The organism is Nostoc sp. UIC 10630 (assembly GCF_010747425.1).
Classification (GTDB): Bacteria; Cyanobacteriota; Cyanobacteriia; order Cyanobacteriales; family Nostocaceae; genus Nostoc.
The window spans coordinates 27,952-54,030 of the sequence record NZ_JAAGOG010000004.1 but is presented as its reverse complement, the minus strand read 5'-3'; the positions used below and the strand labels follow the sequence as shown (position 1 = coordinate 54,030).

General features: G+C 41.2%; 20 protein-coding genes and 3 tRNA genes. 13 read left to right on the top strand and 10 right to left on the bottom strand.

Features of this window, described 5'->3' with window-relative positions:
* Positions 1-695 precede the first annotated feature (695 nt).
* From G1O98_RS02255 to nifD, 8 genes are all read left to right on the top strand, one after another.
* Positions 696-2,294, top strand: a complete 1,599-nt coding sequence (locus G1O98_RS02255; RefSeq protein WP_243458320.1) for a PQQ-dependent sugar dehydrogenase — start codon at positions 696-698, stop codon at positions 2,292-2,294.
* Between the two features lie 1,055 nt (positions 2,295-3,349).
* The gene (gene nifB / locus G1O98_RS02245; RefSeq protein ID WP_175586476.1) at positions 3,350-4,801 is read left to right on the top strand and encodes a nitrogenase cofactor biosynthesis protein NifB; all 1,452 of its coding nucleotides are present in this window, start codon (positions 3,350-3,352) and stop codon (positions 4,799-4,801) included.
* 122 nt (positions 4,802-4,923) lie between these two features.
* Positions 4,924-5,280, top strand: a complete 357-nt coding sequence (locus tag G1O98_RS02240; protein WP_163926971.1) for a 4Fe-4S binding protein — start codon at positions 4,924-4,926, stop codon at positions 5,278-5,280.
* A 30-nt stretch (positions 5,281-5,310) separates the two neighbouring features.
* A complete protein-coding gene (gene nifS, locus G1O98_RS02235; protein WP_163926970.1) occupies positions 5,311-6,519 on the top strand; it encodes a cysteine desulfurase NifS in 1,209 nt (402 codons plus the stop codon).
* Between the two features lie 132 nt (positions 6,520-6,651).
* Positions 6,652-7,551 (top strand): Fe-S cluster assembly protein NifU, encoded by a 900-nt coding sequence (nifU, locus tag G1O98_RS02230; RefSeq protein ID WP_163926969.1) that lies wholly within the window; start codon positions 6,652-6,654, stop codon positions 7,549-7,551.
* Between the two features lie 222 nt (positions 7,552-7,773).
* A complete protein-coding gene (locus tag G1O98_RS02225) occupies positions 7,774-8,130 on the top strand; it encodes a group 1 truncated hemoglobin (protein WP_163926968.1) in 357 nt (118 codons plus the stop codon).
* Positions 8,131-8,478: 348 nt separating this feature from the next.
* Positions 8,479-9,360: a nitrogenase iron protein gene (gene nifH / locus G1O98_RS02220; RefSeq protein ID WP_163926967.1), complete on the top strand. Its 882-nt coding sequence runs from the start codon at positions 8,479-8,481 to the stop codon at positions 9,358-9,360.
* 169 nt (positions 9,361-9,529) lie between these two features.
* Positions 9,530-10,972, top strand: a complete 1,443-nt coding sequence (gene nifD, locus G1O98_RS02215) for a nitrogenase molybdenum-iron protein alpha chain (protein WP_163926966.1) — start codon at positions 9,530-9,532, stop codon at positions 10,970-10,972.
* 368 nt (positions 10,973-11,340) lie between these two features.
* Here the strand turns inward: nifD and G1O98_RS02210 are convergent, their stop codons facing one another.
* Positions 11,341-13,761, bottom strand: a complete 2,421-nt coding sequence (locus tag G1O98_RS02210; protein ID WP_163926965.1) for a hypothetical protein — start codon at positions 13,759-13,761, stop codon at positions 11,341-11,343.
* Between the two features lie 349 nt (positions 13,762-14,110).
* Between G1O98_RS02210 and G1O98_RS02200 the strand changes: the two genes are divergently transcribed.
* Complete coding sequence (locus G1O98_RS02200; protein WP_163926934.1) at positions 14,111-14,395, top strand: hypothetical protein; 285 nt, start codon at positions 14,111-14,113, stop codon at positions 14,393-14,395.
* Between the two features lie 56 nt (positions 14,396-14,451).
* Entirely contained in the window at positions 14,452-14,709 is a 258-nt protein-coding gene (locus G1O98_RS02195) for a hypothetical protein (protein ID WP_163926964.1), read from the top strand.
* Positions 14,710-15,035: 326 nt separating this feature from the next.
* On the opposite strand, the gene ppk2 is transcribed toward G1O98_RS02195, so the two are convergent.
* The 8 genes from ppk2 to G1O98_RS02155 form a co-directional block, all read right to left on the bottom strand.
* Positions 15,036-15,989 (bottom strand): polyphosphate kinase 2, encoded by a 954-nt coding sequence (gene ppk2, locus G1O98_RS02190; RefSeq protein WP_243458319.1) that lies wholly within the window; start codon positions 15,987-15,989, stop codon positions 15,036-15,038.
* Positions 15,990-16,246: 257 nt separating this feature from the next.
* Positions 16,247-17,773 (bottom strand): slipin family protein, encoded by a 1,527-nt coding sequence (locus G1O98_RS02185; protein WP_175586483.1) that lies wholly within the window; start codon positions 17,771-17,773, stop codon positions 16,247-16,249.
* A gap of 601 nt (positions 17,774-18,374) precedes the next feature.
* Positions 18,375-18,450, bottom strand: a tRNA-Ile gene (locus G1O98_RS02180).
* A 216-nt stretch (positions 18,451-18,666) separates the two neighbouring features.
* On the bottom strand, positions 18,667-19,719 hold the full coding sequence (locus tag G1O98_RS02175) for a reverse transcriptase family protein (RefSeq protein ID WP_243458318.1): 1,053 nt from the start codon (positions 19,717-19,719) through the stop codon (positions 18,667-18,669).
* A 453-nt stretch (positions 19,720-20,172) separates the two neighbouring features.
* Positions 20,173-20,247: transfer RNA gene (locus G1O98_RS02170), tRNA-Met, on the bottom strand.
* Positions 20,247-20,322 (bottom strand) — tRNA-Met (locus tag G1O98_RS02165). The genes G1O98_RS02170 and G1O98_RS02165 overlap by 1 nt, the downstream gene beginning before the upstream one ends.
* A gap of 145 nt (positions 20,323-20,467) precedes the next feature.
* The gene (locus tag G1O98_RS02160) at positions 20,468-20,815 is read right to left on the bottom strand and encodes a hypothetical protein (protein ID WP_163926961.1); all 348 of its coding nucleotides are present in this window, start codon (positions 20,813-20,815) and stop codon (positions 20,468-20,470) included.
* A 125-nt stretch (positions 20,816-20,940) separates the two neighbouring features.
* The gene (locus G1O98_RS02155) at positions 20,941-21,519 is read right to left on the bottom strand and encodes a hypothetical protein (RefSeq protein ID WP_163926960.1); all 579 of its coding nucleotides are present in this window, start codon (positions 21,517-21,519) and stop codon (positions 20,941-20,943) included.
* A 166-nt stretch (positions 21,520-21,685) separates the two neighbouring features.
* On the opposite strand from G1O98_RS02155, the gene G1O98_RS02150 reads away from it, so the two are divergent.
* The 3 genes from G1O98_RS02150 to G1O98_RS02140 all read left to right on the top strand — a co-directional run bounded on the left by G1O98_RS02150 (position 21,686) and on the right by G1O98_RS02140 (position 24,930).
* Complete coding sequence (locus G1O98_RS02150; RefSeq protein ID WP_163926959.1) at positions 21,686-22,351, top strand: TraX family protein; 666 nt, start codon at positions 21,686-21,688, stop codon at positions 22,349-22,351.
* A 598-nt stretch (positions 22,352-22,949) separates the two neighbouring features.
* Positions 22,950-23,906 carry an orange carotenoid protein N-terminal domain-containing protein gene (locus G1O98_RS02145; protein WP_163926958.1) on the top strand — a complete coding sequence of 319 codons (957 nt, stop codon included), beginning with the start codon at positions 22,950-22,952 and terminating at the stop codon, positions 23,904-23,906.
* Positions 23,907-24,507: 601 nt separating this feature from the next.
* Entirely contained in the window at positions 24,508-24,930 is a 423-nt protein-coding gene (locus tag G1O98_RS02140; RefSeq protein ID WP_163926957.1) for a hypothetical protein, read from the top strand.
* Positions 24,931-25,143: 213 nt separating this feature from the next.
* On the opposite strand, the gene G1O98_RS02135 is transcribed toward G1O98_RS02140, so the two are convergent.
* Complete coding sequence (locus tag G1O98_RS02135) at positions 25,144-26,028, bottom strand: glycoside hydrolase family 75 protein (protein ID WP_163926956.1); 885 nt, start codon at positions 26,026-26,028, stop codon at positions 25,144-25,146.
* Positions 26,029-26,079 lie beyond the last annotated feature (51 nt).

Below are 26,079 nucleotides of genomic sequence, written 5' to 3'. Positions count from 1 at the left end.
CCCTTAAAAAGGGGGGAAATTTCTTCAAGTCCCCCTTTTTAAGGGGGATTTAGGGGGATCAGATGATTTGTGTGTACACCGTAGCCTAAAAGGAGAGAGACTTTGAATTTTTCCCCGTTTCCGCGTCGGGAAGGGGGTTAGGTTTCGCCTTGGTTTTTTAGATCATTGCTAACTGCACACTGCACCTACGCAATTTTCCTGCACAATTACTCCAGCTATAACCACGAGCTGCCGCTAATTATACCAAGGGATATGTGCGCTCAATTACCAAACAGATTTTACCAGGCTCAATCAATTCTTTGAGAAAAACCAAGTCTTGAGCGCTTATAGTTTTTCAAATACCAATTTGGCTTATTGATAGGAGATTAACGCTGTAAGACTTTCTCTACAAGGTTTTGCGGCTGTGTGTAATGGTGATAATTCTGTTGGTTTTGAGGACTATTTTAGTTGGAAAGAGCGATCGCTATGCCTTTCTTTGCAACTCTTGATTCACCCATTTTTTGATGAGTTAGGAAAGATAATAGTATATGTACTATATAAAGATATTTAACGAAGTGTTTTCAAAAACAAGTACCCTGAGTATCTTTGTTCTGACTCTCGGAAAAATCGGCTAGCCGAGAGTTACGTGTGAGATACATCACTACCAGGCTAGAGAAAAGTTAAGAATGGTTATGTTTTCCCTAAACCAAATACCAATGTTCAAACGCATATTATCTGCGTCGCTAGTTAGTTTGATCCCTTCAGTTGCTAGTTTAATATCCTTAGAGGTTTTTTCCCCCGCAGCGTTGGGTCAACCGCCTGCTGCGTCTGTTGAAACCAAGCTGAAAGTGCCTAGTAGCATGAACTATGCACCCTTCAATATTAACCGTTACTTGAAAGTACCCCCCAACTTCTCCATCGCTGTTTATGCTCGCATTAACAAAGCTCGCTTTATGGCAGTTGCTCCAAATGGGGATCTTCTAGTATCACAACCCAGTACGAATAAAGTATTAATTGTCCGGTCAAATGGCAGCAAAGACCCAATTATTTCTGACTTCGTAACGGGTCTACGCAAGCCACACGACATTGTGTTTCATAAAATAAACAACACCACATACGTTTATATCTCTGAAACTCATCAAATTAATCGCTTTATCTACAACTCTGGAGACTTAACCGCAAAAAATCGTCAAATCGTTGTAACTGGTTTACCAGACAGCAGCACATCTGAACTTAAAGGCGCTTATGGTCACGAACTGAAAAACATCGCCCTTGATGCCAATCACAAACTGTATGTATCCATCGCCTCTACCTGCAATGCCTGCAAAGAAGATACTGTTAGTAACCCAGTGCGTGGTGCAGTTTACCAGTACAACGCAGATGGAAGCAATCGGCGGCTGTTTGCCCAAGGCTTACGTAATGCCGAAGGATTAGCATTCTTGCCTAACACAAATGACCTTTGGGTAGTTGTTAATAATCGAGATAACATCGCCTATCCCTTCAACGATGGCAGTGGCAATTACGGTAAGATTATCCCTTCCTACGTGGACAACCACCCACCAGAGGAGTTTACGCGAGTCCGAGATGGTGGTAACTACGGTTGGCCTTTTTGCAACCCCAATCCTGATACTTCAAATGGCATGAACAATATGCCCTTTGACCGCGACTATGAGTTCAATGCTAATGGCAAGGTTAATTGCAATGCAATGGACAGGATTAGCAAGGGTATCCAAGCCCATTCCGCTCCCTTGGGACTAACATTCCTACAAAATACCAACTTTCCCAGCCAGTACTCAAATGGTGCAGTGGCGGGGCTGCATGGTTCATGGAATCGACAGAAGAAAACGGGTTACAAAATAGCTTACTTTCCCTGGAACAATAGCACAAAGACTCCAGGGCAGGAGATGGATTTAGTCAACGGCTGGCTAGTTCCAGGAACACAAGAAATCTGGGGGCGACCCGTAGACATGGTAGTCGATCAACAAGGTAATTTGTTAATTTCGGATGATTATAGCGGCGCCATCTACAAGCTCTCCTACACGCCGTCAGCAAAGGTGGTTAAGGTCTACAGAGATGCTAATTTTGCTGGAGTTTCCCAGTCTTTTCCTACAACTCTAGGAGTATACAAAGCCAACCAAGGTGACTTAAAGGTTGTGGGAAACGACACTATTAGCTCGTTAAGTGTACCACCAGGTACCGTAGTACGTGTCTGCCAACATGAAACTGGTGGTCGATGCCGTGAGTTTAGCGCTGGTGATTATAAATCCGTTGGGGCTGACTTCGATAACATAATCTCGTTTATAGAAGTTAAGTAGCACCACTCGCCGGATTTGAAATTTTGCCCCTTTCCAAAACGGGAAGGGGGTTTTTCGTTAAGGTTTGTAGTGAGCAATTCAGAAAATTCATTGCGATCGCTCAATCATGTTAGATTATAGTTTGTTGTTTCTCTTAAACACAAAATCCGACAGTTTCCTACCCATCTCCTCATTGTGGGAATGAAAAAAAAGGAGTTAAAAGTTAAGTTTTTTGAAAATTATGTGCAGCAATATATCTATTTCCATTGCCTCATATCGCTTATCAGATAAGACTTATAACCACAATTGAATATCATTGTCAAAGCAAAAATTAAATAAATATGAATTGCATTTTTACCCTGAAAAAAATGATATGTTAGATACAGAATTGAATTTCGCACGTTTCTGGAGTAGAACGATATAGACTACTCCAGTTTTTCACCCTCAAACCCTTGGCATTTACTGCTTTTGACTGAATTTGAGGGCAGTCTGAGTACACATTTAAATAACCCAAACCCAGTTACAAGTAGATTAAATTCCTTACTGGGATTGGGTTTTGACTGAGTACAAAGAAATCCTGAACCCCTATCTATAAACACTAGAACCCCAACCAAAAAATACTAGAACCCCTACCCGAAAAAAACTTTTTTAATTCTTGTAATGCTTGAAGAATTAGGTTTTTTAGTATCTGAGTACAAAAGTAATAAATCCAATAAATTCTATCCTAGATAGACATATCGCTTAGCTTCAAGACGGCTGATATAAATCTTTTATCGCCAATCACTTAACGCTCTGAAACAAAACAAAGCGAAAAGTGAGTGGAGGGATGAGATAGCACCATGCCTGAAGTGAAGAGAAGTCGCGGCTGTAAGCACAAATTCTACCCAAGAACCGAACGTTGACACACACCAGCCGAACATCAGATATCTATCGCCTGCTTTACTTGAAAACAAGTCGCCCTCACCCAAGGGTTTGCAGGCAGTGTGGAAGACGCGACTTCAATTCTGGGCATGAAAGAGTAGCAACAGCATCTCCCACAGTGGCAGCCGAGTCCACCGACCTTTTTGCGAAATTCAATGACATCACCGTCTACACGACTCCTCAACTCTAACGCTACGGAATCGCCAACCCAAGCAAAATCCGGTGGTTGCGGCTGCGACAGCACCAGCAGCACCACCGTGGAAAGGGACGAAAAGCTCCAAGAACGCATTGCTAAACATCCCTGCTACAGCGAAGACGCTCATCACCACTACGCTCGGATGCACGTTGCAGTTGCACCAGCTTGCAACATCCAATGCAACTATTGCAACCGCAAATATGATTGCGCTAACGAAAGCCGTCCTGGAGTAGTTAGCGAATTGCTAACACCAGAAGAAGCCGCACACAAAGCTTTAGTCATTGGTGGTAAGATTCCCCAAATGACAGTTGTGGGAATTGCCGGCCCTGGCGACCCATTGGCGAACCCAGAAAAAACTTTCCGCACATTTGAGTTGATTGCAGCGCAAGCACCAGACATCAAGCTGTGCTTATCAACCAATGGTTTAATGCTGCCAGACTACATTGATCGCATTAAACAATTAAATATAGATCACGTAACGATCACCATTAACATGGTAGATCCAGAGATCGGTGCTAAGATTTATCCTTGGGTTCACTACAGACGCAAGCGTTATAGAGGCATTGAAGGCGCAAGAATTCTCCACGAAAGACAGATGGAAGGATTGCAAGCCCTAAAAGACGCTGACATCTTGTGCAAAGTCAACTCCGTGATGATTCCCGGAATTAATGACCATCACTTAGTCGAAGTGAATCGAGTCATCCGTGAAAAAGGTGCATTCTTGCACAACATCATGCCATTGATTTCTGCACCAGAACATGGCACACACTTCGGTTTAACTGGTCAACGCGGCCCCACACCCAAAGAACTCAAAGAAGTTCAAGACAACTGCTCTGGTAACATGAAAATGATGCGTCACTGTCGCCAGTGCCGCGCCGATGCAGTCGGATTGTTGGGAGAAGACCGCAGCCAAGAGTTTTCCAAAGAGAAATTCTTGGAAATGGCTCCCGAATATGACATGGAACAACGCGCTACTGTCCACGAAGGAATTGAGAAGTTTAAAGAAGAACTTAAAGTAGCCAAAGATAAAGCGCTAGCTGGTAAGAAAGTTGCCAATAGTCCGAAAGTTTTAGTTGCAGTAGCAACCAAAGGCGGCGGATTAGTTAACCAACACTTCGGTCATGCGAAAGAATTCCAAATTTACGAAGTGGGTGGAAACGAAGTTCGCTTTATCGGTCATCGCAAAATTGACCAGTACTGCCAAGGTGGATACAGCGAAGAAGCTTCTTTTGAGCATATTATGAAAGCGATCGCAGATTGCAAAGCAGTTTTAGTCTCCAAGATTGGTAACTGTCCTCAAGAAAAATTGCAAGAAGCTGGAATCAAGACTGTTGAAGCTTACGACGTAATTGAAAAGGTTGCTTTGGAGTTCTACGAGCAATACGTTAAGGAATTAGGGAATAACGAATAGGGCATGGGGCATAGGGCATGGGGCATGGGATAAGAATTATCCTCAATGCCCTCCCCTAAACCCAATCCTCAATGCCCAATGCCCAATGCCCAATGCCCCATTCCCCAAAAGGAGAATAAATCATGGCTTACAAAATTCTTACTAGCCAGTGTATTTCCTGCAATCTTTGTCTAACGGTATGTCCCACAAATGCAGTTAAAGTGGTTGACGGACAGCACTGGATTGACCCTGAACTTTGTACAAACTGCGTTGGTAGCATTCATACCATGCCTCAGTGTAAAGCTGGTTGTCCCACCTGCGACGGTTGCGTTAAGCAGCCTAGCGATTACTGGGAAGGCTGGTTTGCTAATTACAACCGCGTAGTCGCTAAATTAACAAATAAACAAGATTACTGGGAACGTTGGTTTAACTGCTATTCCCAGAAATACTCGGAACAGTTGCAAAAGCGCCAACCCCAAAAAATGGCAGCAGAAGCTTAAATAATTCGTAATTCTTAATTGAAGACAACAATGCAAAATAACTGCATCTATCTCGATAATAATGCCACCACTAAGGTAGACCCAGAAGTTATAGAGGTAATGCTACCTTACCTGACGGATTATTACGGCAATCCCTCCAGTATGCATACTTTTGGTGGGCAAGTCGGTAAAGCAGTGAGAACAGCAAGAGAACAACTTGCAGCCATCCTGGGAGCCGATGAGTCAGAAATTGTCTACACAAGTTGCGGTACTGAAGGAGATAACGCGGCGATTCGAGCCGCACTGTTAGCGCAACCAGAAAAGCGACACATCGTCACCACCCAAGTTGAACATCCAGCAGTACTCAATGTCTGCAAACAATTAGAAACCCAAGGTTATAGTGTTACCTATCTATCAGTAAATAATCAAGGGCAGCTGGATCTAGATGAACTAGAAGCTTCCTTGACGGGTAACACCGCCCTGGTGACAATTATGTATGCTAATAATGAAACCGGAACGATTTTCCCAATTGAGCAAATTGGGTTGCGTGTCAAAGAATATGGCGCTATCTTCCATGTAGATGCGGTGCAAGCAGTGGGAAAAATCCCGTTGAATATGAAAACTAGCACCGTGGATATGTTAACTCTGTCTGGTCATAAGCTACACGGGCCCAAAGGAATTGGTGCTTTATATATTCGGCGTGGGGTTCGGTTCCGTCCCTTCATGATTGGGGGACACCAAGAACGCGGACGTAGAGCGGGAACAGAGAATGTTCCAGCAATTATTGCCTTGGGCAAAGCTGCGGAACTAGAACTGTTACACTTAGAAGAAGCGACCGCAAGAGAAAGAAAGCTGCGCGATCGCCTCGAACAAACTTTACTAGCTAAAATTCCCGATTGTGTAGTTAATGGCGACGTTACGCAGAGATTGCCAAACACAACCAATATCGGCTTCAAGTACATCGAAGGTGAAGCAATTCTACTGTTATTGAACAAATACGGCATCTGTGCATCATCCGGTTCTGCTTGCACCTCCGGTTCTCTCGAACCCTCCCACGTCCTGCGGGCAATGGGCTTACCCTACACAACTTTGCACGGTTCAATTCGCTTCAGTCTTTGTCGCTACACCACCGAAGCCGAAATCGATCAAGTAATAGAGGTAATGCCCAGTATTGTAGAACGTTTACGCGCCCTCTCACCCTTCAAAAATGATGATGCGGGTTGGTTGCAAGGACAAGAACAAGCACTGGCGCATCGTTAGGGACTGGGAAAAAATGGGAAAAGGTTAAAGGGTAAAGGGTAAAGGAATGATTTTTCCCCTTCCCCATTACCCTTCCCCAATCCCCCCACTCATAACTCAGCATTCAGCACTCAGCACTCAGCACTTAATAATATGTGGGACTACACCGATAAAGTATTAGAACTGTTTTACGATCCCAAGAATCAGGGAGAAATTGAAGAAACGGGCGAAGTTGGAGTTAAGGTTGCAACGGGAGAAATCGGCAGCATTGCTTGCGGCGATGCTCTGAGATTGCACCTGAAAGTGGAAGTAGAATCTGATAAGATTCTAGATGCTCGCTTTCAAACCTTTGGTTGTACTAGTGCGATCGCATCTTCTAGTGCATTAACCGAAATGGTCAAAGGTTTAACCTTAGATGAAGCTCTGAAAGTGTCCAACAAAGACATTGCAGATTACCTGGGTGGTTTGCCAGAAGCAAAGATGCATTGCTCTGTGATGGGACAAGAAGCGCTAGAAGCCGCTATTTACAATTATCGTGGCATACCTCTAGCTACCCACGATGATGACGATGAAGGCGCATTAGTTTGCAGTTGCTTTGGCATCAGCGAATCTAAGATTCGTCGCGTGATTCTAGAAAATCATCTCACGGATGCCGAACAAGTAACAAATTATGTAAAAGCTGGTGGCGGATGCGGTTCCTGTCTGGCGAACATTGATGATATTATTAGATCAGTTCAACAGGAATACGCCTCACCTGCTCTCAACAATTACGGCGTAAAAGTTGCCACAGAAATTGTTACATCTAAGGAACGAGCGCTAACAAACGTCCAAAAGATTGCTCTAATTCAAAAGGTTCTTGATGAAGAAGTCAGACCCGTACTCATTGCAGACGGGGGAGATGTAGAACTCTATGATGTAGAAGGCGATCGCGTTAAAGTTGTACTGCAAGGTGCTTGCGGTTCCTGTTCTAGTAGTACAGCAACTCTCAAAATTGCGATCGAAGCCAGATTACAAGATCGTGTCAGCAAGAGCCTTGTAGTCGAAGCAGTTTAGGAATTGCTGTAGGACTTAACGTATTCTACAAATACGCTCTAATATGCATTCAGCCAGGAACGGAAAGTAGGATTTGAACCATATAATTGTCTCCACATCAATGCTTCAATCCTACCGACAACTGATAGCTAAATTAGCTATGACGGCTAACAGCATATAGGCAAAAAGATTAAGCGCCTACTTGCAAATTTCATCATCCAACTCGCTTCAAAGGAACAGGATATGAGCACATTGTACGACAACATTGGTGGACAACCAGCTATTGAACAAGTAGTAGATGAACTCCACAAACGCATTGCCACAGACAGCACTCTCAACACATTTTTTGCTGGTACAGATATGGCAAAGCAACGTAATCATCTAGTTGCTTTCTTATCTCAAATATTTGAGGGGCCAAAGCAATACGGCGGTCGTCCAATGGACAAAACCCACGCTGGAATGAATCTACAGCAACCACACTTCGATGCGATCGCCAAGCATCTCGGCGAAGCAATGGCTGTGCGTGGCGTGTCAGCAGAAAACACCAAAGCTGCACTAGATCGCGTCACAAATATGAAGGGCGCTATTTTGAACAAGTAATAGGACTTATGCATTGATTGTTGACAAATAACAACATCAAGTCCTATTGAATCTTGCAAGCTGAAACACATTATGACGTATTTGTAAATTGCGTAATTTTCTTTGTTCTTTGTCAAAACAAATGACAAAGGACAAAGGACAAAAACCAAAAGAAAAAAATTTTAACGAGGAAGATCGATGAACTTACTGTCAATAATTTTGGCTGTGGAGCGATCGCCCCCAGCAGGCATTTATGCCAACGCTACCAACGATGCTCTACACGCGCTCACTACTGTCGCTCAACTGGCGTGAACGCAACTGACAAACGCACAGACCCACCAACCAACCAATTGCAGGGAAACAAGAACCATGACAGACGAAAACATTAGACAGATAGCTTTCTACGGTAAGGGCGGTATCGGTAAATCTACCACCTCCCAAAACACCTTAGCAGCTATGGCAGAAATGGGTCAACGCATCCTTATCGTCGGTTGCGACCCTAAAGCTGACTCCACCCGTTTGATGCTGCACAGCAAGGCTCAAACAACCGTTCTTCACCTCGCCGCAGAACGTGGTGCAGTAGAAGATATCGAACTCGAAGAAGTAATGCTAACCGGTTTCCGTAACGTTCGTTGCGTAGAATCTGGTGGTCCAGAACCCGGTGTAGGTTGCGCCGGTCGTGGTATCATCACCGCCATCAACTTCTTAGAAGAAAACGGTGCTTACCAAGACCTAGACTTCGTATCTTACGACGTATTAGGTGACGTTGTGTGCGGTGGTTTCGCAATGCCTATCCGTGAAGGTAAAGCACAAGAAATCTACATCGTGACATCAGGTGAAATGATGGCGATGTATGCTGCTAACAACATTGCTCGTGGTGTTCTTAAGTATGCTCACACTGGTGGCGTGCGTTTGGGTGGTTTGATTTGTAACAGCCGTAACACTGACCGGGAAATCGAATTGATCGAAACCTTGGCAAAACGGTTGAACACCCAAATGATTCACTACGTACCCCGCGACAACATTGTTCAACACGCTGAATTGCGCCGTATGACCGTTAACGAGTACGCACCAGAAAGCAACCAAGCTAACGAATATCGGACATTGGCTACCAAGATCATCAACAACAAAAACCTGGCTATTCCTACACCCATCGAAATGGAAGAACTAGAAGAATTGTTGATTGAATTCGGTATTCTCGAAAGCGAAGAAAATACTGCTAAGTTAGTTGCTCAGACTGCTGCTGAATAAAGCTCCTGTAGTCAAGTAGTAGCTGCTAAGAAATAACGATTTAGCACAAGGAAAAAGGAAGAGTTTCATATCTTACCTTTTCCTCTCTCTCTTGCATCTCCCCCCTAATCTTAGAGGGGACTCCTAGTCCCCCTATGCCCCCGATCCTTACGAGTCACAGAGGCTAAATATGACACCTCCAGAAAATCAAAACATCATCGAAGAAAGAAAAGAACTAATTAAAGAAGTTCTAGACGCTTACCCCGATAAAGCTAAGAAAAAACGGGAAAAGCACTTAAGTGTATACGAAGAAGGTAAGTCCGATTGCGGCGTTAAGTCTAACATCAAATCCCTTCCTGGGGTAATGACCGCTCGTGGTTGTGCTTACGCCGGTTCTAAAGGTGTGGTTTGGGGTCCTATTAAGGACATGATCCACATCAGCCACGGGCCTGTAGGTTGCGGTTACTGGTCTTGGTCTGGTCGTCGTAACTACTACATCGGCACCACAGGTATTGATACCTTTGGTACCATGCACTTCACCTCTGACTTCCAAGAAAGAGATATCGTGTTCGGTGGTGACAAGAAACTTGTCAAGCTAATCCAAGAACTAGATGTACTTTTCCCTCTCAACCGTGGTGTTTCCATTCAATCTGAATGCCCCATTGGTCTAATTGGGGATGACATCGAAGCAGTAGCTCGGAAGACATCGAAAGAAATCGGCAAGCCAGTTGTACCTGTACGTTGCGAAGGCTTCCGGGGTGTTTCCCAATCATTGGGACACCACATCGCTAATGACATGGTTCGTGACTGGGTTTTCACCAGATCAGACCAAGCTAAGAAAGACGGTACACTCAAGTTTGAAGGTACTCCTTATGATGTAGCCATCATTGGTGACTACAACATCGGTGGAGATGCTTGGGCTAGCCGCATCCTGTTAGAAGAAATCGGCTTGCGCGTAGTCGCTCAGTGGTCAGGTGATGGCACCATCAACGAAATGTTGATGACCCCCAATGTGAAGATGAACCTCATCCACTGTTACCGGTCGATGAACTACATCAGCCGTCACATGGAAGAAGCTTATGGTATACCCTGGTTGGAATACAACTTCTTCGGCCCCACCAAGATTGCTGAATCTTTACGGGAAATCGCTTCCAAGTTTGACGAAACAATCCAAGCAAATGCTGAGAAAGTTATCGCCAAGTATCAACCCACAATGGATGCGGTAGTTGCTAAGTACCGCCCCCGTTTGGATGGTAAGACTGTTGCCATCATGGTTGGTGGTCTACGTCCTCGCCACGTTGTCCCAGCTTTCCAAGACTTGGGCATGAAGATGATTGGTACAGGTTATGAGTTCGCTCATAATGACGACTACAAACGTACCACTCACTACATCGAAAACGGCACCATCGTTTATGACGACGTTACCGCTTACGAATTCGAGGAATTTATCAAAGCGCTGAAGCCTGACCTAGTAGCTTCTGGTGTGAAAGAGAAGTACGTCTTCCAAAAGATGGGTCTACCTTTCCGTCAAATGCACTCTTGGGATTACTCCGAACCTAGCGATCGCTCCTCAACATCATATAATGCAAGGTTTTTTGGCGGCGGGAGAAAAAAGAGTCTATTTCTAGCCTAAATGCAAGTTGCAGCGTTATTTAGGAACAATCTGCTTTGATGCTTTAGACAGTATAACTCTTATGAAGTCTGGTTTTTAGATTTTGCTTGCATTTTGCTTAAATAATAACTGTAAAATGAAAGACTATTTATAATGACGATTTTTTAGATTAAATGGTGCGATCGGCTTCACTTAACAATATGATGATTGAGGAATAGGGAGTACGATTAGTAAAAGCAAGAATAATTCATCTAGGGTATGTCAAACCTAACTTTGCTTTAACAGTTAAATTCATCGGCGGCAAGTTATCTTCGCAACTTTGCTAGCATCTCTATTCTGTCCACTGCACCAAAGTGCTGGGCTACTGAATCTAGAGTCAAACTTCAATTTTACTTCTCTATCCAAGTTTTATCGAGAATCTCCCTCAAATTATTTTGACTTTGATAAGACGTAGATTTTGGTAGTGAGATGTAAAGTCTATCTTGCTCCAAGCAATACTCAACAAACCACCTAATGATATTTCGCCAATCTTGACCAGTTAGCTTTTCGTTCTTCATGAATAGCGCTCTATTTTTTGAAATATATTCCTGGCTGACAACGGGAGTCATTAATGCCATCTCACTCATATATATACCTTCTTTATCATCAGTGACAAACTCGTAATGGATACGTCCACAATGGGTTATTTTTACTCTTTGGGACTCATAAATATTTGTATCTGTTGGGTCGTAAGGTTCAATAAGACGGTAATCAAGAAGAGCCTTGAGATTTTCCTTGACAAGAGTTCGACTTACAGTAGTAGGCTCAAAGTAATTTAGAATGTCTTCTACAGAACGGTATATCTTTTCTGGTTCTAAAGTCTCAGAATAAACGTCCATCAGGAGCCGAAGAACTGATAATCGAAGAAGTGGACTTGTAACAGCATTGGAGCCAACCTCGAAAAGATTTAAGATGAAACTGCTATCTTGTTGATAAAAATGATTGTAGTCTCCTAGTAAAAGAGCCTTTTTTATATTTAGACGCTGTGGACGGAATTTTTGACCAATAGCATAAGCTTTAACCAATTCAGAAATATCTATAATTGGTGAAGTAATAATTCTCTGAGCGATTTGAAGCCCTCTACGAATATCAAAGTTGGCAAGCCATCCAACCATACGTCCTACATAATCTTCATTGACAAATATGTCTTCTACAGACAAAGCAAACGCTGTAACATCTGAGATCGATAAACGAATTCCCTTTTTAGTGAAATATTCTCTGCTAGTTTCAGTGTCTTCTTGAGCTTTTAGCTTAATAAATTCAACACGTTTGGTAAGAACTTCTTTTGTCGAAGGTACTGGCAGATAAAAGTCTCGGTGGTCATAAGATTGTAGTGGACCTGATTTTGAAAGCTGCCAAACAGTACGATCAGTTATAGGACAAATAATAAACGAAAAGCATTCTCTATAAATTGATTGTGCAAATTGAAAGACAGACTCTTGAAAGGTTTGTGCAAAATGATCAGTATTGTCAAATACAATACAAGGCATCAACTTCCTAGAAGCAATTGAGTTTTTAAGCAGTTTTCTAACATATTCCTGGGGTTGTTTTACGATTAAATTACTTATCAATTCGCCAAACTTTTCTTTGAAAGCATCCTTGTCTCGTTGATATAAAGGTTTATACTCTCCATCACTCCATCTTTTATATTCAGAAAAGAAAATTCCTTGAAGGTCGTCATAGGTAGGATAGCCATCTTTAAAAAGGTTAATCTCTAATTCGCTTTTTAACTTATCAGTGAGCCAGTCTGAGATTGTAGCTATATTTCCATCCGAATTTGCTACATCAATGCGAAGAAATAAGCAATCTTCACGCAATTTTCTATTTAAAATTAACCGGAAGAATCGGCTGATAAAAGTAGATTTTCCTGCACCTTTATTTCCTATGATTAAAACAAATTCGCCCTTTTGTAGTTCTATTGCACTCCGAATTTGATCTTCTAACTCTGCTCCTTTGTCTGAGTTAACAATGTCAATTCTATTCAATAAGTTACTTGTAATCTTTTCCAAACTTTCATCTGCTGCACGACTCTCTTTTGATTCCACAAAACACTTCGCAAGCATATCAGGATCGTCACCCGAAATAGTGCTAAAGAAGTTCCGGTAAATACCTTCTAAATCTCTCAGCAATGGAGCTTTTTGAAGCAAGCGTCTCTCAGATAAGCCTGTGACTGCCTCTAGAATCTCATTTTGACTAACCTGCAAACCTTCAGCTTCGTGAACATGAACTTGATATAAATTTGCAAGCATTCCTTCTGAGGAAAATAGGTCATAGAATACAGCAAAGTTTTGCTGAATAGCTTTAAAACTTGGGAATACTATCGCTTTTCCTTCTTTTGGGGGTAATCCGTCCGTGCGAACAGCCCAGAATCCTATCCACTCAATACCTGTTGTTAACGCTGAGAATAAAACAGCTGTGTCTGTACAATAGCGTTTTGCTTGTTCTAATCCTTCAGTTGCCGACTGGAGGGCTGGTCCACTAACTTTATACCAAGCCATACGTGGTTGACGAGTATCAATCAATAGCTTAGAAGTGCGCTTGGCTTCTACTACAAGTCTGTTACGGCCTCCAGCAGATAGTAAATAGTCAACATAACCAGATTCTGTATGAGGTTCAGTCCTTATTCCTTGCCTATCCCAGCCCAAAACCTCAATTAATATACGGTCGATAATATGAAGTCGTGTATCTTGCTCAGTCTCAAGCGGGGTATTACTTTGAGTCAGTTCCTGACATAAGTTATCAAACCGTTCCTTTGCTAAATCAATATTCATAAACACGAACTCACGAGAAAGTATTAGCTTGAACTGGTTTTAGAGTGTAACTTACTTCTGAAAGCTTTGCCTGTGATCGCCCAAATTTGACAACATTTAGAGATTATGTGTGATACGAACAAGAAGTAGACAGTTGTTGCGATGTCTGCGACGGGCTTCGCCTACGCCCTCAGCGAAGACAATAAACTAGGTGATCGCATTAAACCGTCCAATCCTCAATTACAGCAGTTTTCGATCAAACCCGCCACAAAAATAAATCCTAAAACAAAGCCCAGTATTGCTTTAAGTTGTGGCATGTTTGATTGCAATTCGCTGTAAGAATCCGGGTACTTTGCTGAAATCCCTATGATTGCGTGTTAATAAAACTAATTTACGAGATAGTGCGATCGCCCCAGTTCGACAACACGCCACTGTATATTTATACTGGGTGAAGTTAAGCGATCGCCCCAACTTGACAACATACCACTGCATATTTATAGATGATATGTGCGATGCACAGAATTTAGATATCGCTCTGAGTGGCGATTGCGATCGTTCAATACTGAACCTGCATTATCAACCAGATGGATTGGCAACTCCCACAAACCCACATTTTGTAATGCAACTTTGCAAAAATAGGAAGACCCACTACTAACCCCATTCGAGATACAATATTGATGTATTGTGTTTTTTAACCCTAGAAGGAAACTTATGGCAAAAATAAAAAACAATGCACAGCTAACTTTCAACGAAGTTGAACTTGAAGAACTCTCCGATGCAGAGATGAAATGGGTGATTGGAGGGGCATCGGTGGCTTCAGTGCCGCAGTTTAAAGTACCGCAGTTCCAAATGCCGCAGTTCCAACTCCCTCAATTTGATTTCCAACTCCCTCAATTTGATTTCCAACTACCCGAGTTCCAAATACCGCAGATTCAACTGCCCAAGTTCCAAATGCCCGAATTTAATTAGTCTCTGCTTCACTTGCCTGCACTTTGATTTCAGCAATTTGTCACGAACTTTCATACTTAGGGCTTAAATCTTAGTTTCAATAGTATCAAAATCATAAGGCTCGATAAACTTCAATCAACTTCTGTCACTTCCGGCGTTCTGTACTTAGTATTGTTTTCAAAGCAATTGCTCTCAAGCTATGTAATTGACTAATTTTTGACAGAACTATCCCCAGAATAAAAATTGGTTTGGAGAATGAGCTATAGGCGATGTCTACGACGGGCTACACCTACGCAACACCTATAGATAACGTTTGCCATATTCAATTATTAGCGAGAAGTTGTAGCTCAATACACTTGAGGGACAAAGAACTGCTCATTACGAGGAGCGCGAACATAATCCTCAGCCACAGGTCTAGAGGGAAGCTCTAAGGGAGGAGGTGTCATATCTTCGTAAGGAACTTTGCTCAACAAATGATGAATGCAGTTGAGCCGCGCCCTTCTTTTATCATCTGCTTCAATTGTAAACCAGGGGGCTTCTGGAATATTTGTGTAAGCAAACATGGTATCTTTTGCTTTGGAGTATTCTACCCAGCGATCGCGTGATTCCAAATCCATTGGGCTAAGTTTCCAGCGCCTTGCTGGGTCGTGACTGCGAGAGAGAAAGCGTTCCTCTTGTTCATCATCGCTGACGGAGAACCAGTACTTGATTAAAACAATGCCCGATCGCACCAGCATTCGTTCAAATTCCGGGCAAGATTGCATGAATTCTTGATATTCTGCTTCAGTACAAAAACCCATCACCCGTTCAACTCCGGCTCGGTTGTACCAACTGCGATCAAACAGAACAATTTCGCCTGCTGTGGGAAGATGTTGCACGTAGCGCTGAAAATACCACTGAGTTTTCTCGCGATCGGAAGGAGTTCCCAGAGCAACTACACGACAGCCACGAGGATTGAGTGGATCGGCAATGCGTTTAATTACTCCTCCTTTGCCAGCAGCATCGCGCCCTTCAAATATGACGACAACCCGATAGCCAGTGTGCTTAATCCAGTATTGCATTTTGACTAGCTCAATCTGGAGTTGCTCTAGTTCAGTTTCAAAAGTCTTTTTGGGAATTTTCTTAGCAAAAACTTCTGTGCTACCATCAAAAATCCGTTTGGATTTTTTAGCTTTTTTCTTGTCTTTTGCCTTTACTAGTTTTTCTATTAAGTCTGGAGTGGGTTGAACTAGACCAATATTTTGCTGGTTTTTCACTTCATCAATTGACATCGCACTGACTCCATGCCATTGAATCGGCATAATTAGAGTTTATCTATCAAGTATATATTTTAATACTGACTAAGCGTAAATATACACATTTGAAAGTATTCTGACATCAAAGATGTAAAACCAACAAGCTAATGACTAAAGTCAATGGCAGTAAAACATATAAGTACATCAACCTTTTGCTAACTTACTTTATTATACAGATTGGGTTAGGCGCGATCGCAAACATTTTTCACAATTAAATTTATCAATACGCGAGCTAACCCAACTCTCAATCTTTAATAACTAAATTATTGCGGATTCATCCGAATCAAGTCCGTTAAAATACTATCCAAGCTGCCGTTAACTTGAATTCGATCAATCTTTTCTGCAATCCGCTCTAATACTTCGAGTTCTTTTAAACGTAATGCAACGGGGTTATCTTCCATCACTTTGGCGGTGTTTAGCATACTGCGAGTAGCAGCCGTTTCTTCTCTACGTCTGACTACGTTTGCTTGAGCGGCTTTTTCTGCCTCGACTACTTTGCTCAAGATAGTCTTAATCTCACCAGGTAAAATAATATCTTTAACACCTACAGAATCAACTTCAATTCCATAATCTGCGGCTTTCTGGCGAATGTATTCAGAGATGCTTCTATCAATTGCACCTTTATCTTCTAATAAAGCATCTAAGTTGCGTTCACCGACTGCACCACGCAAAGCAAACTGTAATTCTTTGTACAAGAAGCCGGAAATATCTGATAAGCCGTTTTTTGCTCTCAATGGGTCTTGGATGCGGAAGCCTGCGGTCAAATTCAACCGCAGAGGTACTTTATCTTTAGAGAGGATGTCTTGACCGGATACTTCCATATTTTGCAGTCGTAGGTCAATGGTTTCAGTTTGAAAAGAGCGGCCAAATAACCACCAAGCATGTACCCCTGGCGATCGCAGTCCTTGAAATTCTTGATTAATGTATACTAGTCCAACGTGTTGTGCTGGCACTTGGCAAATATGCAAACAGTTGCGACTGAGCAATTTCACTTCTGTTGAACCCTCAACCAACTCAGCCACTAAGTTAGGCTGTAACTGAGCATCTGCGCTGATATCGAGAATTTCCACTGCAACACCTTGCCAAAATAACTTGCGGCTGGTGGGTGGCAAAATAGAAATCATTTTCCCTCGATAGCGCACAATTGCAACTTGTGAAGTCTGTAATTGCACGGTTTGACAGTAGGCAGCAATAAAGTCGGGATGTTTTTCAATGAGTACGTCTTCTAGGGGAAAGTCTGGGTTAGGGATAATCCGGCTGAGAATTCGGACTGTAACATCTCTATCTACCGACCAAAAAGCATACTCTCCTGCTTCTAGAGGTCGCACAAAATTGTTTTGCAGATATAGTAAACCAATCTCAGACTCTGAGATTTGGAACTTTTTGAGTCCATTCAATGCAACTGAGCGCAATTGCTGTACAAAGGAACTAGGTAATTCCCAGCTTTCCTCTAAGTTGAATAGATGAGACTCTACCTCAATAAAACCACGCCAAAAAGCAATCAATTTATTTGGTGCAACGCTTACCCAATTCTGACCATAGCGGACTAACGCAACTTGATTGAATGCGGTTCTGATAATCAATAAATGTTCTTGTAGTTCGGCTTCATGATTTCGCAATAACAGTTCTAGGTTTTCAATTTGAGCTAATGGCTGATTCAGGTCATAAATTTTTACTTGCCAATGGCGACCAAAATATGTGTGTGTACCGGGCTGCAAAATTTTCTTAAAGTCACTGCGGTGATATAAGATGCCCATTTCGTTAGGTTTGATATAAAACGTTTGCCACATAGTGATTTGCATAAATAATTTGTCTGATAGGTTAAGTAAGTTAGGCAATTACAACTAGCTAAAAAGATTAGAACAACACATTTATAACCTTGCTTGAATCCAAATACCACTGGTGTATCACAGCTTAAGTACTGGAGTAGACAAAATTCATTTTGAGGTTCTTTAGGCTTTACATCCCTTTAAACAGAAGCTAAAAGATTAGTTTTGATAGTTTGTACTACTATATACTACAAAAAATTTATTTACTCTGCCAGTGCAGGTTTTTACAGTTCCGGTGCGGACAAAAGCTTCTCCAAAGCTGGATTAAGATTGCTGTTACTTTTCTCAAATTGCTCAATGGCAATCTAAAAAAGATAACCGCGCTCAAATATGCCGTTCACTTTGCCAATCCAGAATTCCCAAAGGAAAACCAGATGTAGGAAAAGGATAGAACATACTCAAGTTAGGGAGAGATACAGTTGCACTAGCTCTTTTACTGTTATAAATACCTGCATAACAGAGTAGGAAAAACAAGAAGTTTTTTTGATTGGGTCTTTTTCAATACCCAATAATTCTGCGGCCTTGTCCCTAACAAGGTGCCCGTACCCAAGGCGAGGGTTTTTGGGTGAAAGTATAGGAATCGAACCTACGACTAATCGGCGATACACCGATCGCTCTACCAAATGAGCTAACTTTCATGGTGAAATAGTTGAAAGTACTGAGCGGTATACGCTATTACCAGAGGTTAGCGTACCAGTCGGGTATACAGAACCCAAACTACAGCTTTGTGACTTTGTTACTATCTCGGTTCAAATCTAGCACAGGAAAAAAGTTAAAAAGGCGAATTTCATTTGCACTGGCTATTTTTGGCTGAGGTACACCTAAATAAGTCTTTTCTAGCTAAATAAGCAGCTTTAAAAACGTATTTCATCAGTTTGAGTGTCATCATATTTCTGCTTGATGCGTTCCACGCTTGATTTAAATTCTGCACCTTTGTTCGGGTTAATCATTGCGACATAATTTGCAAACCCGGTAATTGCGGCAATTAAATTAGTTGATTTACCCCAAGTTTTTCCTGATAAACCTTCTTGTTCAATTTGATATAGAGTTGCACGAAAGGCTTTTAATGTCTTTTTAGATATATTTAATTGTGTATTTACAATAACACCTGTTACTTCTTGCTGCACTGATTTACCGGAAATCTTGGTTTTATTATCATTAACAGTAAAACCTTCAGTAGTAATAATAACTTTAGTGTTTTTAATCAAATTAGATATTTTTGATGATACATCTTCAGAAGCAGAAAAGGTTAAATCGTCAGCATACCGTGTATAGCAAAACCCAAGATTTTCAGCGATCGCAGTAAGACGACTATCGAAATTACGGCAAACTAGATTAGAAATAGCAGGACTTGCAGGCGAACCTTGAGGTAAATGGCGGTTTTCTGAAGCTGTATAATCAATTTGTCCGTTTATTGCTATTTCAGCAGTCGTACAAATCAACCCAAAAATTGTCGCCGTAGGTTCTGAATAACCAAACCCACAAAATAATTCTTTGACACGTTTGTAAGAAATTGACTGAAAAAAATTCTGTAAATCAATATTGACTATTACATTTGCACCAACATGGGGTTTAGCATTGGTGACTATCGAACGATTTTTGCAAAAGCCGTGCGCTGCATTATGAACTTCTAATTTCTCTAAAATATTCTCTAGAATCCACCTTTGAGCAGCTTTAAGTTCCGGCTTTGGTGCAGAAATAATTCTTTCTCCACCTGTCTTTTTTGAAATTTTGAAAGGGAGGTAATGTCTAGTTATGGATGTACTAGTTGTTAAAAAGTGCAGTTTTTCCAGGCTTATCCCCATTGCAAAGGCTATTTCTTCAGCAGTATTATATTCAGCTAAACCATGCGATGCCTGCGGCGGGCGTAGCCATCGCAAAAGTGCTAAATTATCATCAGTTTGCAACTTTTCTAGATTACTCTCAGCCGCTAATGGGGTAGTGGTTAGATTTTTGCTGTACATACTACAAAATATTTATTTACTCTGCCAGTGCAAGTATTTACAGTTCAGGTGTGGGCAAAAGCTTCTCCAAAGCTGGATTAAGATTGCTGTTGCTTTTCTTCGACTGCTCAAGGCAATCGACAAAAAGAGAACTGCGCTCAAATATGCCGTTCGGTTGCCAATCTAGAATCTCAAAGAAAAACTAGATGTGGAAAATGAAGGGACATACTCAAGTTAGGGAGAAATGCAGTTGCGCTTGCTCCTTGACTGTGGCTACCGAACATCATTCTTACGAATAATGACCGATAGCAGAACACTTGCACCGCAGAGTTGAGAAAATGAGGGGTCTCGAATCTGTTGAGATTCGTACCATATTGGCTACCTTGGAAGGGTATTGTCTTTTAACCCGGACAGGGTTGGGTGAAAGTATAGGAATCGAACCTACAACACATCGATTATGAGTCGATTGCTCTACCAGTGAGCTAACTTCCTGGAGTTTGATACAGGAGTCGAACCTGTGACCCTTCGATTATGAGTCGATCGCTCTACCAACTGAGCTAATCAAACAATGGTATAGTTTAAAGGACTCGGCGGTATACGCTTATGCAAAAGCTTGGCGCACCAGTTAGGCTTATGGAACCTAAACCATAGCTTTGTAACTTTTTTACTATTCCGCTCCAAATTTAGCATATTGGAAATTGTAGGTGTAGGCTTAAATATTGTCTGACTCAAGTCGCAACATATCGCGCATAAAAATCACCAGTCTTAGATAGGTTTGATGAAATTGCTTTTCGTTGTTGAACTGGTGACTTTCATAAAAAACATTGTTACCAGTCGATATTTCAAGAATATCCATCTCACAAGCTCCTGACTCCCAAACCGTTACTCTACCAAGATGTAATAAACTCTCAAAGTCAAGACACATAGCTGGATTCTCACTAGATTTACAGTAAGTGAGTGTATATTTCAGGCGATAAGCAGCGAAACGCGATCTTAATCCTGATTGAAATCGGTCAAAACCTCGTTCTGAAATTAGATGTGTTAGTGGATTTAGACTCATTCCTTATATTGTTGAAAGCAGGAGTATTATTAATTTGCCCCAACTCCGCAAAAAATAAGTAGCTCATCGTAGACTTTGAGCTACACGCCTCAATTTAATAGATGCTCACGATTTATTGCTGTAACTCAGTCTGGGAAAGCTAAACCAGTCATGGGGTCACGGATATACAACCCTAGTGTGAGACTACGCATCGCTTCATCCCAAACGGGTATTAATTGTTCTGCTTGATCTGCCCAATAATCAAATGTAATTAAGCATTGAACATTCGACCCCAAACCAATGCAAGTCCGCGAAAAAGCTTCCCGTGGTTCTTCTTGAACATCAATGAACTTCATCTCTGTCCAGACAATTCTAGCTGTTTGGCGTTTGATGGTAACAATTTCTCCCCTAGCAATGATGTTACGACTGTCGTCTTCCATCACCTTTTTCAATGTAGATTTTAGTGGAAACTGGCTCCAGTCGTTGGGTGGCAGACGATTGAAAGATACTTCTAGACAGCAATCATCGTTAGGCGGTTTTTTATCGAGGAATTTGAAAGATTTGTCTTGTGGCTCAAGAATCCAATCCTGGGGAACATTGAAGCGAACAGCGCCTCGATCTGCTACAAATATTTTGTAACCTGATGGAGATTCCCAACGATGGTCAGGTTTTAGTTCAAGCGTTTCTTTTATCCACTGGAGATTGCTTTTTTTACGCTTTGCCATAGGGTTTCTGCATTTCCTGCTCAAGAGGGCGATGTGGAATAGCCCATTGTAGACATTGCCCTTTTTGTTAATGTTATCAAATTGCTAGGATTTTGAAGAACTCTTATATTAAATTAATAAGATTTTAGGGATTTTATATCAAGGAATCCAAGGTAACTATAACGTTGTGATTAAAGTTTCAGCTTTTAGCATTAAAATCTTAGCCGCAGTGTTCATGGTTATGGATCATGTGTGCTATTTACTAATGCCTGAGTTTAGAATTTTGCACTTTATTGGACGATTGAGTTTTCCCCTCTTTGCATGGCTTTTGGCTAAAGGCGAAAAACACACCCAAAATGTATACCGCTATGGTAGCAGACTATTAATTACAGCAATTATCTCTCAGCCTATTTATAGTTTTGTTTTTCGGAGTTTATCACTTAATATTCTCTACACGCTTGTTATTGGACTTGTGATGTTGCGCTTAATAAGGCATTATTCGCAATTATGGCAGCAATTAATAATTACTGGATTGAGTGCAGTATTTGCCGAGAGTTTGGGGGTTGAATATGGAGCTTATGGGATTGGAGTAATTTTCTTGATGTCTTTAACAGACAAACTGAAGCCTAGCGTATGGTTGCTCTGCTGGTGCATCTTTGAGTTTATTTTAGGAACTTTATTTATCCGTAATATATTTCAGCATTGGGCAATTCTTGCAGGATTCATTGTTTTTCAATTCAATGGTAAACAAGGCTCACGAGCTAGATGGTTTTATCTGTTCTACCCGGTTCATTTAATTATTTTAGGTATAATCAATTATTTAATACGTTTCGGATATAGCAATCCGTTTTGATTTTTGTTCGCGCAGCGTGACGTAGCCATAATTATTTGTGTAGAAGGCAATAGTCAAGAAACCTCTTTGATCTGTACTTAATTTTTTCAAATATCAAATATGTGTTTCTTGCGTGTCTCCCCTTCTCCCATTCGTGAGAGGCTAGCGCCAAGGGAGAAGCAAGTGGCATTTGAGGAACGAAACCCAACATTTATTTCCGGAGCTTTTTTGGGTTGCGCTTGGCTATCACAGTGGCGTAGAGAACGCAGAGAAAATAAAGAGGGATTTTTGCCAATGATTTAGGATTGCTATAGGTGCTATAGCAATCCTAAATCAATAATATCTTACTTTAGAGGGAGATACTTTCCTCAAAAAAAATTAGAAACCTATAAATTTAAAAAATAATAGTATATACATTTAATACAATGATATTCATTAGATAAATCTTAGTCTTTTGTTAACGTTTACCAGCTATGATGCGAAAGTAGCGAATAATAATTCGGATTTGAATATCTAGGGATAATTATGTCATTCAAAAAAAAGCCCTAGATTTATCTTCTAAGCTACAAAATGTAGCCGAAAGTAACTATTCAACAGGTAAATATTTAAGGTAACAAGCATGAATTATACTATCGAGTCTGCACGCAATATTTTCTCTAGCACTCAAGTAGCAGATGCTGTTCCAGCCACTACAGCAATGTTTGCTGAACTCAACATTGATGATCAATTGGCATTTCTCTGGTATGCCTACGCTGAACTAGGTCGTACAATTACTCCAGCTGCTCCTGGAAAAGCAAATCTCCAATTAATGGAGGGTATATTCAACGAAATTAAGCAGATGTCTCATGAAGAACAAACGCAATTAATGAGAGATTTAGCGAGTAATGCTGACACTCCTATTAGCCGTTCTTATGCATATTTTGGTGTCAACGCCAAGCTGGGATTCTGGTGGCAGTTAGGAGAGTGGATGAAACAAGGTATTGTCGCTCCGATGCCAGTTGGCTATCAAATGTCACCTCAAGTTAAAGCAGTGCTAGAAGCTGTTCAGAAAATCGATCAGAGTCAGCAAATTACTGTACTACGCAATACTGTAGTAAATATGGGGTTTGATCCATCTCTGGCTGATAAAAAGCAAGCACAAATAAACTTTAAGTTCCCACGTACATCCCTAAGTCCCCAATTTACTATTGAGGGAGTTACAGAACCAACAGTGCTGAAATACATTGAAGCTATGAATGCAGATAACTTTGAAGCTGCTGTTGCTTTATTTGCTAACAACGGTGCGCTGCAACCACCCTTCCAAAAACCAATTGTTGGCCGAGAAGCTATCACTGCCTACCTAAGAGATGAGGGACAAGGGTTAGTGATGAAGCCAACCAAAGGTGTTTCGGAAACTATCGAAGATGGTTACACACAGCATAAAGTTACTGGTACAGTCGAAACTCCTTGGTTTGGAGGTAATGTTGGGATGAACATTGCTTGGCGATTTTTACTTGATCCTCAAGGTCAAATTTATTTCGTGGCTATTGATTTACTTGCTTCTCCCAAAGAACTGCTTAATTTAACTCGCAAGTAAAATTCATTTGCCTTGTTACAAAGTAATTGCGCTTGTTGAAGATGATGTTTTAAAAGTTTTTTTGCTCTCATTGTTAGGAAAGCATTGCATCTTATACCAATTCTGTATAAAGATGCGCCAAATTATATTGCTCGGTTCACCTAAAACCGAGCTTTAGTCATGTTTTTGCAATTTCTTGCAGTTGTTTGGATTGCTCTCTTTTGGGAGTATGTTTTGCGATCGCACTACCATCACAACGATCGCAACTAGCCATTGCAGCTTAAAAATATAAATAAAGTCAAATTTAGTTAGCAAAAGCAGCTTTTACTTTCTCAAACCCCAGTTTGCTTTCTCATTTCGGTGTTTTCCGCAAGCAAAAGCAGCTTTTACTTATTCAAACCCCAGTTTGCTTTCTCATTTTGGTGTTTTCCGCAAGCAAAAGCAGCTTTTACTTATTCAAACCCCAGTTTGCTTTCTCATTTAAGTAGTTCGCGCAATCTGCTGTAATTATCGCTATGTAACAAAAGCTATTGCAGATTTGCCGGAATTCTCTCAGGCTGATCAATACGGAAGTTCTTTAAGGTAAAGAATATCAACCGTACTGTATTACAAGGTGTAGGTCATGGCTAGGAGAAAAAGAACTTCCGCAGTGTTAGAAAGAGCAGTGCGTCGTGCAGCTAGCATAAACTCAATTGATCCAAGTTTAGATTTAGGCAATGGACTCACTTTACCTGCTTTCTCAACTCTGATCGAAATGATGCGAACTAAAGAGAATGCATATAACAGTGCCCTTTCCAGCTTGGATAAATTGTACCGTGAAATGCTGGAGACAGAAGACAAGTTGGGAGATATGACAGAACACATGTTAATGGCAGTTGGGACTCGATATGGCAAAAGCAGTGTGGAATACGGTATGGCGGGAGGAGTCCCTAAAAGCCAGCGTCGTAAGGGATTGCGAGGCGAGTCGCTAACTCCTAGCGGGGAACAGCCGTTATTTGTTGCCAGTGTGGAGAGCAAGAATGGAAAGACAGCAGCAACAAGTTAGCATGTGTACTGTTACTCAAAATTTGGTCTAGTCTAAATAATTGCGTAGATACATACTTCTAGGGAGAAACAAGCTAGGTAGCATTTGTCTGCGACACAATGCGCGAATGTAGAGAAGCACTTTGTCGTAGACATCGCTCTTTAAAAAAGAGACGTAGTAGTGCTACATCTCTACCGCAAGCAGATTCTCTCAGATTTTTCATCAGCTACACTTTTATAGAGACTTTATCCGTTCTATTCCACCCCATATTTCAAAAAGCCGTTTAGTTTCAGCTTCTATTTCTGAAATTATTCTTGGCTGTTCATTCCCAGAACCTGGAAAAACAACATAAACAAGGCCCTTGGGAATTCCTTGTCTGACTCTTGAGCGCACTAATGGATCGTTTCCAAGAGCCTGAGACAAAGCTATTGAACCCTCCCCTATCTGGTTCTTAGGCCCAATATCAGCATAAATTGCAAAAGCGAGTTTTCCGTTATTAGTGTTGTAAACAACTGCGAAATCCCCTAATTTAATGCCCGTAAGCTTTTTAAAATCACTATTTCCCGGAAGAACAATATATGGGATCTTGGTTGAATCAACATATCTGCGTGGATCTTGTTTAACAAATCCAGAATCGGATAATGCAGTTGTAGAAATATAGTATCCAGGATATGGATCTGTACTGCCTTGAATAAATGGATTACCATCTTTATTGACAACTATTGCCCACCAGTTACCTGGATTCCCAGCATTTGCCAAAAAATCAATTCCTGTATCTGCTGGGTGATAAGCATTAGGCGCACCATCAGCATTAATGCTCATACCTGCTTCATAAAAAATGGCAGATTCTCCATCTGCCTGCTGAATAGGAATATCACCAATTTTAATAAGAGTACTAATAGAAAAGGTTGTGATTGGACTAAGAAATTTTTGAGAGACAAAACCTTCTAAAATTTTTCCTTCGAGAATAGTTGCAACCTTTAACCACTTATTATCATCCAGATTTTCGATTTTAGATACAACTTGTGATTTTGGAAGAACCCCAATTCGATTGGTATCGTCAACAATAGGTGCTGAACGTATATTTAAACTATCTGATGTTACTTTGAATTGTTGCATAGATTACTCAAAATTTAAAAATTGAACTGAGGAAACTACATTTTAAAAAGC

Coding starts and splice junctions, on each gene's coding strand:
- G1O98_RS02135 (WP_163926956.1), bottom strand. CDS start 26,028: ATGCAACAATTCAAAGTAACATCAGATAGTTTAAATATACGTTCAGCA.
- G1O98_RS02240 (WP_163926971.1), top strand. CDS start 4,924: ATGGCTTACAAAATTCTTACTAGCCAGTGTATTTCCTGCAATCTTTGT.
- G1O98_RS02140 (WP_163926957.1), top strand. CDS start 24,508: ATGGCTAGGAGAAAAAGAACTTCCGCAGTGTTAGAAAGAGCAGTGCGT.
- nifD (WP_163926966.1), top strand. CDS start 9,530: ATGACACCTCCAGAAAATCAAAACATCATCGAAGAAAGAAAAGAACTA.
- G1O98_RS02185 (WP_175586483.1), bottom strand. CDS start 17,773: ATGTGGCAAACGTTTTATATCAAACCTAACGAAATGGGCATCTTATAT.
- ppk2 (WP_243458319.1), bottom strand. CDS start 15,989: ATGCCGATTCAATGGCATGGAGTCAGTGCGATGTCAATTGATGAAGTG.
- G1O98_RS02225 (WP_163926968.1), top strand. CDS start 7,774: ATGAGCACATTGTACGACAACATTGGTGGACAACCAGCTATTGAACAA.
- G1O98_RS02145 (WP_163926958.1), top strand. CDS start 22,950: ATGAATTATACTATCGAGTCTGCACGCAATATTTTCTCTAGCACTCAA.
- nifS (WP_163926970.1), top strand. CDS start 5,311: ATGCAAAATAACTGCATCTATCTCGATAATAATGCCACCACTAAGGTA.
- nifB (WP_175586476.1), top strand. CDS start 3,350: ATGACATCACCGTCTACACGACTCCTCAACTCTAACGCTACGGAATCG.
- G1O98_RS02255 (WP_243458320.1), top strand. CDS start 696: ATGTTCAAACGCATATTATCTGCGTCGCTAGTTAGTTTGATCCCTTCA.
- nifH (WP_163926967.1), top strand. CDS start 8,479: ATGACAGACGAAAACATTAGACAGATAGCTTTCTACGGTAAGGGCGGT.
- G1O98_RS02210 (WP_163926965.1), bottom strand. CDS start 13,761: ATGAATATTGATTTAGCAAAGGAACGGTTTGATAACTTATGTCAGGAA.
- nifU (WP_163926969.1), top strand. CDS start 6,652: ATGTGGGACTACACCGATAAAGTATTAGAACTGTTTTACGATCCCAAG.
- G1O98_RS02195 (WP_163926964.1), top strand. CDS start 14,452: ATGGCAAAAATAAAAAACAATGCACAGCTAACTTTCAACGAAGTTGAA.
- G1O98_RS02155 (WP_163926960.1), bottom strand. CDS start 21,519: ATGGCAAAGCGTAAAAAAAGCAATCTCCAGTGGATAAAAGAAACGCTT.
- G1O98_RS02160 (WP_163926961.1), bottom strand. CDS start 20,815: ATGAGTCTAAATCCACTAACACATCTAATTTCAGAACGAGGTTTTGAC.